Origin of the sequence: Thalassobacillus pellis (genome assembly GCF_016908295.1) — a bacterium.
GTDB classification, from domain to species: Bacteria; Bacillota; Bacilli; order Bacillales; family Halobacillaceae; genus Thalassobacillus; species Thalassobacillus pellis.
On sequence record NZ_JAFBDO010000001.1, the window covers coordinates 98,368 to 113,410 of the forward strand.

Genomic DNA, 15,043 nt, shown 5'->3' on the forward strand with positions numbered 1-15,043 from the left:
AAGCCACCCCTTTTTTAACATGAGCTTTCACTTCCTTGTTCCTTCTTTTTTCTGACCCAGGCAATGATTAAAATGAAAATAGGAAGAATACCGGAAAAGAGATATCCCCCTCGGGAAATCCAGGTGCTAAACTTTATAATCGATTCCTCCTCATTCCCAGGTAAAAATGTCACAAATAAAATAAGAAAGGCTGAAACAATAAGTGCCGGAAGCTGCCTTTTCGCATTAAACAGCGAGCTGAAACCTATTCCGGACATGTAGAGATAGCTTGTAAATGAGGTAGTGACCGAAACTATCCATATGGAAAGGAAAAACAAGTCAATCCTGCTTACCACCGTAAATTCAAAGGCCTTTAACATGTATAAAAGTGGTGCAGGCACTAACTTCAGCTCTTCCGATCCAAAAAATGTAAAACTGATAAAAACCGTGAAAAGGTAAAAAAATAAAACAAATCCATGTGCAGTCATTATCGTCCACAGTTTTTCTTTATCCGTTCCTTTAACGACTGGGTAAACCAGTAATATAACTACAAAACCCAGAAAAGAAATAGCCCCAGCATTCATACCTTGTAAGATTTTCATAATGCCTTCCGTGCCTATCGGAAACAAATAAATCAGCTGTATTTCTCTCAATACGTAACTGAACCCTATGATCAGAAATACCAACAGCACGGATAAGATCGTATAAACTCGAGCAAGTACTGTAATGGAACTGGAAGCTATATAAAGACCGGCAAGAATCATGAGAACGATCAGCACAGACCGAGGTGTCAACGGTAAGATCCAGATGTTGATCATCCGAACATAGAGTATAAGCACCAGTGACGCCACAAAGATAAAATAAACAGAGTACATTAAGGATACACATTTCCCAAGGAATTTTCCTAACAAAATTCCTATATAATCAAATAGATGCTTGTCGGGAAACCGCTTAGCAAGCAGCCAGATTAAAATAAGCAGCACTGCAATAACTAGCCCCGCCCCAATGAGAGAAATCCAACCGTCCTTTCCGGCAGCTTTATGCAAATCATAGGGCAGGGATAAAATCCCTACCCCGATCTGGGTCTGAATAATAACGAAGAAGAATTGCCTGCGGGAGAGTTTCTGTTTCTTTTGATTTTTCTGATTACCGTTTGGCCGACTGGTATTAGTTCGTGGTTGAGAATTATTTCCTCTTCTGCTGTCTTTCAATTTTCGTCCACTCCCTTGATTCCCCTATAGCTTTTGATTTCACAGGTTTTGCATCTTTTGGTCTCTTATCAAGCCAGAATAATGGCAACCGGACGAAAGTGTCTTTTAAGTCCTTAATCCGTAATGGAGCAACTGGAGCAAAGTAAGGAGTTCCAAAGGATTCCAGTTTGCAGAGATGAATCAAGATGAAGAGCATACCGAACACGATTCCCACAAACCCAAGTGTTCCTGCAAAAAATATCAGTGGAAACGTTAGTATTCTTAAGGTCGTACTCAACTCATAGGACGGCACCACAAAAGACGCAATGGCAGTCAATGCTACAACGATTACCATCAAATTAGAAATCAAACCAGCCTGCACTACAGCATCACCAATAACGAGACCACCGACAATACCGATGGTCTGCCCAATCGGCTGAGGCAGTCTGATCCCTGATTCACGGATAAGTTCCACAATAATTACCATGATCAGGGCTTCAACAATTGGCGGATAAGCGATTTCGTTTATCGAGCCTTTAACAGGCAATATCAAATCATCAGGTAACACTTCATAATGAAAACCGATTATGGCAATATAGAATGCCGGTAATCCGATAGCGATGATAAAACTCATCAGCCGGATAAGCCGGATGAATGTACCTGAGATCCATCTGGAATTATAATCATCCGGAGACTGATAGAACATAAAAAAAGTTACAGGTAAAACCAAGGCAGTAGGGCTTCCTTCAGCCATGAGAAGAACACGCCCATCCATAAGATTAGCAACAGCCCGGTCAGGTCGTTCAGTACTCATCATCTGCGGAAACGGTGAAAAAGGTGCATCTTCAATGAATTCTTCCATGTATCCCGGACTGAAAATGGCATCTGAGGTCACGGATTTAATTCGATTTGTCACTTGTTCGATAATGTTTGGGTCTGCTATACCATCCATAAATGCAAGGACTATATTCGTATTGGTTTTTTTTCCAACCCTGAAATATTGGAAGGTCAAATCACGATGCATCAGCCGCTTCCTGATTAAATTGATATTTATCATGACGTTTTCTACAAAACCTTCATGGGACCCACGTACAACTCTCTCGTTTATAGGTTCCTCTACTGAACGATTGAATTGGGAGGTAACTTCAAATTGCGTGAGTGTCGTACTTCCCTCCTGGACATACACTGCATGACCGGTAAGAAGCGTTTTCAGTGCCTCTTCAAGATTTTCCGTATGCTTGCCATGAGGGAGGTCAAGAACCTCCTCCCATCTCCCTGATTCAATTTGAGAGAAAATTTTCTTCTGAAGCTTTTCCTGATCCGCAAGGGACTCATAGTACAGAAGAGCGGCTTTGCCATCATTCAAGATTCTAACCTTTAAATCGCTGCTATTTTTTAATGCTTTAGTCAGATAGTCGATATTTGCAGACAGTTTTAAAAAACTCGGCTGCTGAGGCTCCTTCACAGAAGGACCGGATGCCTTTTCTTGTTGTCCTTCACCAGTCTGGAAAATTTTTCTGAAAAAGCCCATGGCACTCACCGCCCCTGTAAACGTAGTGTTTCTTAGTATGAGCGTAATTGGTCGATTTACTCTATTTTGGAAAAATCTTTTGCAAGAACTAAAGCGTAAGTGCCTTGGTCACCCCCGACAAGCTTAAGAAAAGACTCGCCGTGACGGGCTTTGTCACAGAGAGGATTGACTTAAAACCTCGAGGGGGTAGGCGCTGAAGCTGGATGAGACTAAAGCGTAAGCGCCTCGTCCACCCCCGACAAGCTTAAGACAAGACTCATTCAGACGGTCCCGATATGTTCATTTATTGTCCATTTTTAATTTCGGTACAAATTAAAAAGCACTCCAATTTAATGGAGTGCTCAACCTGTAAAGAAAGCCCTATTTTTCTTATGCTATTTTTGGTCACCGGAAGCTGGCGACCCTTTGGATTTCCTTACCATGGTAAAATAACCCGTTACTTGCTTAATCGGTCATTCATTCGACAATGCTCTCGCTCTTTTTGTACAGGCATCCATGGCCTTAATAACTGCATTACGGAAGTTCTCACTTTCGAGTGTGGTCACCGCTTCAATCGTTGACCCTCCCGGGGTACATACATCATCTTTCAGCTTACCTGGATGTTCACCAGTTTCAAGCACCATTTTCGCTGCTCCCAGCACAGCTTGGGATGCAAGCTTGTACGCTTGCTGCCGGGGAATCTTTTGTTGGACAGCGGCATCTGCCATCGCTTCAATGAACATATACACATATGCCGGAGCAGAACCACTGATAGCAGGAATTGCATCCATCAGTTCTTCTTTTATGATTTCCGCTTTACCGAAGCTTTCGAAGATTCTTATCACTTCTTCCATTTCGTCTTCTTCAACGAAATCATTCGGGCAAAGGACACTCATACCCTCCCCGACGAGTGATGGAGTATTCGGCATTGAACGCACCACTTTGACTTTATGATCAAAGGAATTTTTCATTTTATCCAAAGTTATACCTGCTGCAATTGTAATGATGACAGCATCCTCTTTCACATACGAGCGTATTTCCTGAATGATACCTTCGTACAAATAAGGTTTGATAGCCAAAAATAAAATATCGCTCTCACTGGCAACCTGCTTGTTGTCATGAGTAGTATCGATCTCGTATTTTTCAGCAGCATCATCGATGGTTTCATCTGTGACAGCGGTAGCTGCAATTTGTCCAGGTTTTACGATTCCGTTAGCAAGCATTCCCTGGATCATAGCTGTCGCCATATTGCCACAGCCAATAAAGCCGATTTGCTTATCCATTTTGACCGACTCTCCTTCCGTTCATACGTTTTTCCATTATAGAATAAGTAAGCGTTCTTTAACAATTATTAATTTATGTTGAATCGACAATATTCGTTGCATCTCTGGTTTCTATACTATTCCCTTGAAGGGATAAAAATACCTTCAGTTGCAGCTGATAAATTTATGTCGAATGAAAACATTGGAAATATAAGCATGTTTTTCTTAGAAAAGGTTTACAAATCCACTTCTGTTCATTATAATAAAGCATGTAATGTTCATATCATAGCGATTCACCAAAAATATCATAGCTGCTACGAGAAAAGCCGAGCTGGTTAAGCTCGGCTTTTCTCGTTATTGTCCCCCACCTCTTCATCCGTGCCTTTTACTGCTCTCAGCAGATTCTGTACTTTCTTTTTCGCCCCTTTACTTACTGTTACATAAAGTGTATCTCCTGCATGGATTTCGGTCTGGCCATATGGAGTGATTAGATCACCATCGCGAATAATCGCATTGATTAATGCCTTATCAGGAAAATCAAGATTCTCAAGTGTTTCACCTACGATGTAGTTGTTTTCGGTAACCTCATATTCCAGCATTTCCACATTCGCCTTCCCAATCGAAATCACTTCAAGGGAATGAATCGGGTTGACCGTTTTGTCCGATACAAGGTGCAGCTTCTCCGCCAGCCAGGTGATGGATGAACCCTGAATGAGTGCTGACAATAAGACAATGAAAAAGACCATATTAAAAAAGATCTGGCTATTTTCAATTCCTGCAAGCATTGGAAAGATAGCCAGAACGATCGGAACAGCACCACGCAAACCAGCCCAGGAAAGAAAAACCTTTTCTTTATTGGTAAATTTAAAAAATATTAAGCTGATATAAGTAGCAATCGGTCTGGCAACGAACATTAGGGCAAAGGACAGAAGCAGACCTTTTCCCATAAGTTCGATCGTAAACACGTCAGATGGGAATACGAACAAACCAAGGATGATGAACATAAGAATTTGTGCCATCCATCCGAAGCCTTCATTAAAACGTAAAATCGAATAACGGTAAGCAAGCTCCGCATTGCCTATCACTACTGCAGTTATGTATACTGCCAGCAAACCACTTGCCTGAAATAAAGAAGCGATACTATAGGACATAAGCGCAAAGGCTAGTGCGAATAATGGATAAAGACCGCTTGAGTCCAGATTAATCCGATTCAATGACATGCTTCCTATATACCCAAGCAACAGACCAACTACAAGTCCGGCGCCCATTTGCCAAAAGAAGCTGCCGATCAAGGCCCATATATTCGTAGCATCTCCTGTTAAGAGCTGAATGAATGTTATCGTCAGGAAAACTGCCATAGGATCGTTTGTGCCTGACTCTGCTTCAAGCGTAGATTCCAGTTTGTTGCGGATGTTTTTACCTTTTAGAACTGCAAAAACTGCTGCAGCATCGGTAGAACCGACAATGGACCCAATCAAGAACGCCTCCATCCAGGAAATATCCAGAACTAATTTCGCAAATAGAGCAACAATCCCGGAAGTTAACAGCACACCAAGGGAGGCCAGCGTAACAGAAGGAGATACCACTGGCTTGATAGAATCCCATTTTGTGAGCATACCACCTTCAAAAAGTATGATGACAAGCGCGATGACTCCGACTATCTGAGCAACTTCTGCATTATCAAAATAAATAATTTTCAATCCGTCTGAGCCAACCACCATTCCTACAATAATAAATAAAACAAGGGATGGAACGCCAAGCCTTGAGGAGAATTTGGTGACAATGACACTGATAATCAATAATAATGCCATCAAAAAGATGAATTGGTTGGATTCAAGAATCTCTTGTATCAATCGACCACGTCCTTCATAAATTACGACTACTAATAATTATAACTTCTCATCCTATATTTTTGAAAAAATTGAACTTTGATATCAGCTGGAAGCCCCCGACATTCTTAGGCTAAGCCTGGGAAGCTTTCTAAAGATTGCTTCAAAAGCTATCTGGAGGCTTCTAGTTTTGTAATGCTTATATAAAAAGAAAAAAACCAGCTCAGAGTTGAGCTGGTTCATACGGGTAATTTATCTTCTTCTTTACCTTCTTCACTCAAAAACTTCTGCATTGCATAAAGCACGTCAGCTTTCTTTCTAAGAACATAATAACGGAATTTCGGATGTTCAATCTTTTTATATACCTGCATCAGGCTCGAATGACGATTATACTGGTTGACTTCGCCATAGCCGAACAGACTCGATACTTTCACCAATTGCTCAATCATCTGCAGGCAGCGTTTGTTATCAGATGTCAGATTGTCACCGTCTGAAAAATGGAAAGGATATATATTATAGCGAGATGGTGAATATTTTTCATCAATCAATTCAAGCGCTTTCCGATAGGCAGAAGAACATATGGTACCGCCGCTTTCACCTTTTGAGAAAAAATCGTCTTCGCTTACGACTTTGGCTTCGGTATGGTGGGCAATGAATTCTATATCTACCGTCTCATATTTCGATTTCAAGAAGCGGTTCATCCAGAAAAAGAAACTCCTGGCCATATATTTTTCCCAAAGTCCCATGGAGCCACTCGTATCCATCATCGCGATAACCACTGCTTTTGACTCCGGTTTTACGACATCATTCCATGTTTTATAACGGACATCCTCCGGGTAAATCGGTGCAAAAGACGATGTTCCCTTCATGGCATTGCGTTTGAAAGCCTCGAGCATCGTACGTCTTTTGTCAATGTTACCTGTCAGCCCGATTTTCCTGACATCACTGAACTCTATATCGGTTGTCACAATATTATCTTTTTCCTTTTCTTCCAGATTCGGAAGCTTCAGCTCGCTGAATAGCGCTTCTTCCAGTTCAGCAAGGCTTACTTCTGCTTCATAATAATCCTCGCCTGCCTGGTCGCCGGCTCCTTGACCTTTACCAGCACCTTTATCTGCGGAACCATCTCTTGCCACCACATCACCAACTTGACTGTCTCCATCACCTTGCCCGACATGCTTATTCTTGTCATGATTGTACCTTATCTTATACTCATCCAAGGAACGAATCGGAATTTTAACAACATGCTTCCCTTTTGACATGATGATATTTTCTTCGGTAATCAAATCAGGGAGTTGATTTTTCATGGCCTCCTGAACTTTTTCCTGATGGCGCTTCTGGTCGTCATATCCTTTTCGGTGGAGGGACCAATTTTCTTCTGCAATCACAAAATTCTTATTCTCTTCAGCCAACGTCATCCCCTCCTGCTATAGTATTACTCTATACTATGCAGGTTTGTCGATTTTGATTAAATATTCAGAATATTAACTTGTAAAAATAGATGGTATATCTAACAGACAGCCTCTACGACAGGGATACGGCTGTCTGTTAAACACATTCTGTTTCAATTGTTCCTATCATTTTCCTCATCTTCCTGCTCTGCTTTGAACTGTGTCAAAAGGTCATCACTTGCCTTAGCTTCAGTGGTGACTTCCGTAACTCCTAAAAACGACCAGCCATTGACTTCCACCCATTCCATGAACTCTTCCAGAAACTGTTCGTGCGTGATATCAATATTATAGATAGCACCATTGATGGCAATCGTTTTCTTAGGATACAACACCATATTAAACGACTTTGGGGACTTCATGTTGGCCCACCTCCGTATTTTTATTCTTTTCTATGTATAAGGAAAACTCGCATTCACTCGATCTTCTGTAAATGCGTTAGTTTTTCTTATACTTGGAACTTAAAAATTCTCATTGAAAAGCTTCATTGCAAAATTTTATGATTTTTTGAGTATAAAAAAGGGGCTGTCCCCTATGTGACTTCGTTTCCGGGACAGCCCCTGCCATAATCAGCCTTCAAGCAATAAATCGTATGGGTCTTCAATCAGTTCTTTAACACGGACAAGGAATTGTACTGCTTCCTTACCATCAACTATCCTATGATCATAGGATAGCGCGATATACATCATCGGTCGGACTTCAATCGTGTCATCCGGCATGACAACCGCACGCTTCTGAATGTTATGCAACCCGAGGATACCTACCTGTGGAGCATTTAAAATCGGCGTGGACAGCATCGATCCAAAAGTACCACCATTGGTGATCGTGAAAGATCCTCCTTGCAGTTCATCCAGCTGAAGCTCTTTATTAATGGCTTTTTTGGCAAGGCGTGAAATATCTTTTTCAATACCTGCAAAGCCTAAACGATCAGCATCCCGTACTACAGGAACTACCAGACCTTCGTCAGTGGAAACCGCCATTCCGATGTCATAGAATTTCTTTTTGACAATTTCGTTTCCTTGGATCTCAGCATTTAACAACGGAAAATCTTTTAGTGCGCCAACGACGGCTTTTGTAAAGAAGGACATGAAACCAAGCTTGATATCATGTTTCTTCTGGAATTCTTCTTTACGCTCACTGCGCAGCTTCATGACAGCAGACATATCTACTTCATTGAATGTGGTGAGCATGGCAGAATTCTGCTGCGCTTCGACGAGACGTTTAGCAATTGTCTGACGGCGGCGGGACATTTTGACTCGTTCCACAGGCTTTTCGAATTCTGTTTTTTCGTTTTTCGTCTCTTGTTTCTTTTCTTGCTTAGGTGCCGCCTGCTTCGTATCTTCAGACTTGGATCCCTTTGCAGCATCCTCAACATCTTCAGGACGGATGCGGCCTAATGGATCGCGGGCAGTAATTTCACTCAGGTCAAGTCCAAGTTCGCGTGCACGTTTCCTTGCAGCTGGAGTTGCTACAATATCTCCTTTTCCGCCTTCTTCTTTACTTGATTCTGTTTCTTTATCCTCTTTGGAAGCTTCTTCTTTTTTAGCTTCCTGTTTCTCTTCTTTTGGTTCTGATTTTTGTTCGGACTCTTCTTTTTGCTCAGATTTTTCGGAGGAATCCTCAGAAGATCCGCCAGCTTCGCCGTTTTCATCGACTTTGGCAATGACATCTCCAACTTCTACGTCGTCTCCTGCTTCCTTCAGGACTTCGGCAATAACACCACTATGGTCGGCATTCACCTCTACGTTCACCTTATCTGTTTCCAGTTCAAGGATAGGGTCGCCTTTTTCTACCTTGTCCCCTTTTTTCACCAGCCACTCGGCAATGGTACCTTCTGTAATGGATTCAGCTAATTCCGGGACTTTAATTTCCTTCACGTGAATTTCCTCCTTTAGACATCATAAGCGCTTCATTGATAATACGTTTTTGCTCAGTCTTGTGGATGTTTGGCTCACCTACTGACGGAGAGGCGCGGTGTGGGCGTCCGACATAACGGTGGATTTGTCCTTTTTTAAGCATTTTGTGCAGAATTCCTTCTACGTAATACCAGCTGCCCATATTTTGCGGCTCTTCCTGTACCCAGACAAGCTCTTCAAGGTTAGGATACTTATCCAGGATTTCCTGCAGCCGTTCTTCAGGGAATGGATAAATCTGTTCGACTCTCACTCCAGCAATATGATCGAGATTCTGGCCTTCTGCCTTCTCAACTGCATCTTCTATATCGACCATGATTTTTCCGCTTCCTAATAGTAAAGTCTTCACTTTCTTATTATTTTGACTCAAGCCTGGCTGCTCAGCAATCGTTTCAAATTTACCATTGCTGAAGCATTCTCCTGGATCTGCAATACGCTGGTTACGGAGCAGGCTCTTCGGTGTCATTAATACCAATGGACGGGCTTCTTCTTTTCCACTGATAGCAGCTTGTCTGCGCAATAGATGGAAGTATTGCGCTGCAGAAGTGACATTGGCAACCGTCCAGTTGTTTTCTGCTGCCAGCTGCAAGAAACGCTCAAGACGGGCACTGGAATGCTCCGGTCCTTGTCCTTCATAACCATGAGGGAGCAGGAAGACCATACTTGTCTTTTCTCCCCATTTCGCACGTCCTGCGGCAACGAACTGGTCAAAAATGACTTGGCCGGCATTGGCGAAGTCACCGAACTGCGCTTCCCAAAGAACCAGTGATTCTGGCGCCTGGACACTATAACCATATTCAAATCCAATGACACCTGCTTCTGATAAAGGACTGTTGTGAATAGCGAAAGAAGCATTCGCCTGTTCCAATCCATGTAGCGGGTTGTATGTTTCTCCCGTTTCTACGTCATGGAGTACCATATGACGGTGCGCGAATGTTCCCCGCTCACTGTCCTGACCTGTCAATCGGATCGGCAGGCCATCTTCCAGGATAGACGCAAAAGCAAGTGCTTCTGCTGTAGCCCAGTCAACTTTTCCATCATCTTCAAGCATTTTGGCTCTGCGCTGAAGAATCTTTTCAAGCTTTTTAAATCCATTGAAGCCTTCCGGACGCTTCAGCATACCTTCGTTCAATGCTTTCAAACGGTCTAAATCAATTGCTGTCTCAATTTCGTCAAGCGATCGCTCAACCCCTTGCGGCCATTTTGCAACATCTGCTTCCACCGTTTCATTTTCTTTCATATTTTGGTAGACCTTACGGAGGTTGCTTTCCACTTCCTCCAGCATTTGCTTAAAGTCTTCTTCTTCCACAACGCCTTCTTTAACCAGTGTTTCCCGGTATATATTAGCTGCTGTTGGATGGTTATCGATTTCATGGTACAGGTGCGGCTGAGTAGCACGCGGCTCGTCCATCTCATTATGACCATAACGGCGGTAACCTACCAGGTCGATCAGGATGTCTTTATGGAATTTAACCCGATACTCATACGCTAACGCGGCTGCAGAAAGACAAGCAATTGGGTCATCCGCATTCACGTGAATGACCGGGATTTCAAATCCTTTTGCCAAGTCACTGGCATAACGTGTCGAGCGGCCGTGTTCGCGGTTGGTAGTGAAACCTACCAGGTTATTCGCAATTAAATGAACGGTTCCACCTGTGCGGTAACCAGGGAGGTCACTCATATTCAGGGTTTCTGCTACTACCCCTTCACCGATGAATGCAGCATCCCCGTGAATAAGTATTCCGAACGCTTTATCCTGGTGATGTTCCGGAAGACCTGCTTTTACTCTGTCGTCCTGGGCAGCTCTTGTAAACCCTTCTACTACTGGATTGACATATTCCAGATGGGATGGGTTGTGAGCAAGAGTCACACGAGTTGATTGCTGCTCCCCATTCTTAATTTCACGACGGGCACCGAAGTGATATTTCACATCACCCGTCCATCCATAGTTGATCCCCATGGAGCCTTCAGACGGTACAAGCGCCTTATCAGGAGAATGGTGAAATTCTGAAAAAATTTGCTCATACGGTTTCCCTAATATATGGGCAAGCACATTCAGTCGTCCCCTGTGAGCCATGCCCATCATGATATGCTCTGTTTCATCGGCATAGGAAGACTGGATGATATGTTCAAGCATCGGTACCATGACGTCAAGTCCTTCGATAGAAAAACGTTTTTGACCGACGAACGTCTTGGCTAAAAAGTTTTCAAACCCTTCCACATCTACTAACCGCTTCAAAAGCTGCTTCTTTTCTTCATTACTCAACGAAAGCAAATAGGAGCCAGAATCAATTTTATCTTGCAGCCATCTGCGCTCATCTTCCAGATTTACATGATCATATTCAAACGAAATGGTCCCTGCATAACGTTCTTTTAATGTACGGACAACCTGCAACGCATTTTTCAATTTGAGTGGAGAATCAGGCCAGACCCACCTTGCCGGGATGGACTCCAAATCCTCTTCTGTCAAATCGTACGTTTTTGGATCAAGCAGTTCCGAATATCTTTCTGATCCGCCGACTGCATATATATCAGCTTCCAGATGCCCATGACGACGAATAGCCTCAACAAGTTTATATGCTGAGGTGACTTTTGCTATATCTTGTTCGGATGGTTCACCAGAGACTTGTTCGCTTCCACTGGCCCCGTTCATCCATTTCGGAGCACCATGCTGTTCGAACATTTCCCTTAGAGAAGGGTCGACAGCATCCGGGTCTTCCGAATATGTTTCATATTGTTCTTCTATATAACCCATGTTTGGACCATGAAAGTTTTCCCAAAATCTTTCGTGTGACCCATTGTTTGACACGTTGATTACCCCCATGTAGATGTGATCATTAGTTGTTTCGTAAACGATTCCAAGTCTAACTTATATTATTATAGGTTTTATCAGGTTAATTCTTCAAGAATTATACCTTATATAATTCAAGGAAAACAACATGTCTATTATAACAAGAAGACGCACCACTGGGTACGCCTAATTGCAAATTTCCGACAATCCTCACCATAATTCTTTTTTCCAATTATAATAAGTGGATGTTTAAACCCCTTATTCATCTGGATTATGCTGTTCAGGGTCTGGTTCCTTACCTTTATCCTTTACTTTTTCGTTCGTATTCATCCGCTCCATCACTCTGCCGTGGTGCTTTATTTCTTCCATGTCCTTAGCCATAGAACTGTTCTTCGGCTTATCCTTTTCCATTCTCTTTTCACCCATCTTGCCACCGCCTTTCTGATTAAAGGTGTTAATCCAGCTGTTTCTTTCCATCTTAACGAAGCTTTATCATTACTATACCTCTGCTTGAAAAAATCAAACCGCCGGTTGCTGATTCTCAAAAACCGCTTGCCGTGGATGATTAGCGCGGGCGTCACCTCTCGCACTTCTTGGAATCAACCATCTATGAGGGGGGGGCGCTGAAACGGGATGAAGACTGCTCCAAAGAATTAATAAGACAAAGAAAAAACGGTTTGTATGAATACATCCATACAAACCGTTCATTTTAAATTATACCTTTGATCATCTGTTCAGCAAGCTTCCGACATAACGTAACAGCTCATTTGCAGAGCTTGAATTGTACCCATATTCATCAATCAAGGTTGCAATAACTTCGTTCATTTTCTTCAATTGCTGTTCATCCGGAGTTTTTGTGGATGTCGTGATTTTAACAATATCCTTCAAGTCAGCAAACAATTTCTTCTGGATAGCTTCTCGTAAACGTTCGTGGGAATGGTAATCGAATTTCTTCCCTTTCCTTGCGTAAGCACTGATTCGGATAAGAATTTCTTCCCGAAAAGCTTTTTTGGCATTTTCCGAAATTCCAATCTGTTCTTCAATGGAGCGCATCAATTTTTCATCCGGATTCAGCTCTTCCCCTGTCAGAGGGTCCCTGATTTTCGATTTATTACAATAGGCTTCAACATTATCAAGGTAGTTATCCATAAGAGTGACCGCTGATTCTTCGTATGAATATACAAACGCTTTTTGTACTTCCTTCTTAGCTAATTCATCATACTCTTTCCGGGCGATTGAAATGAAGTTCAAATAACGCTCTTTATCGTCCTTCGAAATAGACGCATGACTATCCAATCCATCCTTCAAGGAGCGCAATACATCCAGTGCATTGATCGACGTCATTTCTTTTTTGATGATCGTTGAAGAAATCCTGTTAATGACATAACGCGGGTCAATACCGCTCATCCCTTCATCGGAGTATTCCCGCTGAAGTTCTTCAACATCAACGTCACTGAAGCCTTCTACAGATTCACCGTCATAGAGACGCATCTTTTTCAGTAAATCCACCTGTCCCCTGGTGGAGTCTTTCAGCCTGGTCAGAATGGTGAACATTGCCGCAACCCTTAACGTATGCGGAGCAATATGAACATCCTTAATGTCACTCTGGCGAATCATTTTTTCGTAGATGCGTTCTTCCTGGCTCACCTTTAAGTTATAAGGCACCGGCATAACAATCATTCGCGAATGAAGAGCTTCATTTTTCTTATTGGCAATAAATGACCGGTATTCCGCTTCATTGGTATGGGCTACGATCAGCTCATCGGCAGAAATCAATGCAAACCTGCCAGCCTTGAAATTCCCTTCCTGAGTCAGCGAAAGCAAGTGCCAGAGGAATTTCTCATCACATTTCAGCATCTCCTGGAATTCCATCATACCGCGGTTGGCTTTATTCAACTCCCCGTCAAAACGGTAAGCGCGGGGATCAGATTCGGAACCATATTCCGCAATCGTGGAAAAGTCGATGGACCCGGTTAAATCTGCAATATCCTGTGACTTCGGATCTGACGGACTAAAGGTTCCAATGCCGCAGCGTTTATCCTCTGAGAAAAAGATCCGCTCGACAAGTACATCTTCTATCCTTCCCCCGTATTCCTCCTCCAGGCGCATCATGTTAAGTGGAGACAGATTCCCCTCTATCCTTATCCCGTATTCATCCTGAAAGTCGGCTCTTAAATGGTGTGGAATCAGATGAAGCGGATCCTCATGCATCGGGCACCCTTTTATGGCAAAAATCGCTCCTTCATCTGTATGAGAAAAGTCTTCCAGACCACGCTTCAAAATGTTGACAAGCGTTGATTTACCACCACTCACGGGTCCCATTAATAATAAAATCCGTTTGCGGACATCAAGCCTTTTAGCCGCCGGGTGAAAATATTCTTCCACCAGCTTTTCCATCGAATCTTCCAGCCCATAAATTTCATGCTCGAAAAATTTGTACTTATGATGACCGTTTTCCTCTTCAATACCAGCTGACTTAATCATATTATAAACGCGAGAATGTGCAGATTGGGCAAGATATGGACGTTCCTTCAACAACTCAAGATAATCAGAAAATGTCCCTTCCCATTTCAGCTTCTCCTCTTCTTCCCGGTAACTCTGAATTTTTTTCAAAATATCCACTGTACGACCTCCCCTGTCGATAATGGGCAAAAGCTGATTAATACAGTCTATGTAGGTACAGCACAAGTGATGAATAGATTAAAGAAAAACACTAGATTCTGGACAACTATCATCCCCTGAATGGATGGCCAGACAGCTTGTTTAAGGAAAACAAAAGTGCATGCGCCTTGTCCACCCCCGATAAGCCCAAGGGGGAGGAGCTCTACAAAAGGGGGATCCACAACCATCCAATTTCTAGACAGCAAAAAAAAGACTGACCAAAGAAATGGTCAGTCATCCATCCAGCCCTTTTCCTGCTGATATTGCTTCCGCCTTAGAAGCCCCAGTAAAAGAAATACAATGAATAAAATAATATTAAGTACACGGAAATCATCATAAATGAATGCAAGCACAGCCCAGATCGCCGCACTGACAAAAAACAAAACACTTGAAATAAGGGTTTGGCTCACTAGGGATTCCTCCCCTCGATTGTTTTGGCAGACCAGGACGTTTATTTGTC

General features: G+C 42.7%; 11 protein-coding genes. All 11 read right to left on the bottom strand.

What is annotated here, in order from left to right:
- Positions 1-14 precede the first annotated feature (14 nt).
- Positions 15-1,190 (bottom strand): GerAB/ArcD/ProY family transporter, encoded by a 1,176-nt coding sequence (locus JOC33_RS00510; RefSeq protein WP_205089977.1) that lies wholly within the window; start codon positions 1,188-1,190, stop codon positions 15-17.
- A complete protein-coding gene (locus JOC33_RS00515; RefSeq protein ID WP_205089978.1) occupies positions 1,165-2,700 on the bottom strand; it encodes a spore germination protein in 1,536 nt (511 codons plus the stop codon). The genes JOC33_RS00510 and JOC33_RS00515 overlap by 26 nt, the downstream gene beginning before the upstream one ends.
- Positions 2,701-3,152: 452 nt before the next feature.
- Positions 3,153-3,962, bottom strand: a complete 810-nt coding sequence (proC, locus tag JOC33_RS00520; protein WP_205089979.1) for a pyrroline-5-carboxylate reductase — start codon at positions 3,960-3,962, stop codon at positions 3,153-3,155.
- A gap of 314 nt (positions 3,963-4,276) precedes the next feature.
- On the bottom strand, positions 4,277-5,794 hold the full coding sequence (locus JOC33_RS00525) for a potassium/proton antiporter (RefSeq protein ID WP_205089980.1): 1,518 nt from the start codon (positions 5,792-5,794) through the stop codon (positions 4,277-4,279).
- A gap of 215 nt (positions 5,795-6,009) precedes the next feature.
- Positions 6,010-7,182 (bottom strand): sporulation protein YhbH, encoded by a 1,173-nt coding sequence (yhbH, locus tag JOC33_RS00530; protein WP_239533924.1) that lies wholly within the window; start codon positions 7,180-7,182, stop codon positions 6,010-6,012.
- 152 nt (positions 7,183-7,334) lie between these two features.
- The gene (locus JOC33_RS00535) at positions 7,335-7,580 is read right to left on the bottom strand and encodes a hypothetical protein (RefSeq protein ID WP_205089982.1); all 246 of its coding nucleotides are present in this window, start codon (positions 7,578-7,580) and stop codon (positions 7,335-7,337) included.
- A 207-nt stretch (positions 7,581-7,787) separates the two neighbouring features.
- On the bottom strand, positions 7,788-9,095 hold the full coding sequence (gene odhB / locus JOC33_RS00540) for a 2-oxoglutarate dehydrogenase complex dihydrolipoyllysine-residue succinyltransferase (protein ID WP_205089984.1): 1,308 nt from the start codon (positions 9,093-9,095) through the stop codon (positions 7,788-7,790).
- Positions 9,082-11,940 carry a 2-oxoglutarate dehydrogenase E1 component gene (locus JOC33_RS00545; protein WP_338054453.1) on the bottom strand — a complete coding sequence of 953 codons (2,859 nt, stop codon included), beginning with the start codon at positions 11,938-11,940 and terminating at the stop codon, positions 9,082-9,084. Before JOC33_RS00545 ends, odhB begins: the two co-directional genes overlap by 14 nt.
- A 240-nt stretch (positions 11,941-12,180) precedes the next feature.
- Positions 12,181-12,348 carry a hypothetical protein gene (locus JOC33_RS00550; protein WP_205089989.1) on the bottom strand — a complete coding sequence of 56 codons (168 nt, stop codon included), beginning with the start codon at positions 12,346-12,348 and terminating at the stop codon, positions 12,181-12,183.
- Between the two features lie 300 nt (positions 12,349-12,648).
- Positions 12,649-14,544 (bottom strand): PrkA family serine protein kinase, encoded by a 1,896-nt coding sequence (locus JOC33_RS00555; RefSeq protein ID WP_205089990.1) that lies wholly within the window; start codon positions 14,542-14,544, stop codon positions 12,649-12,651.
- 269 nt (positions 14,545-14,813) lie between these two features.
- On the bottom strand, positions 14,814-14,993 hold the full coding sequence (locus JOC33_RS00560; RefSeq protein WP_205089991.1) for a hypothetical protein: 180 nt from the start codon (positions 14,991-14,993) through the stop codon (positions 14,814-14,816).
- Positions 14,994-15,043: the final 50 nt, after the last annotated feature.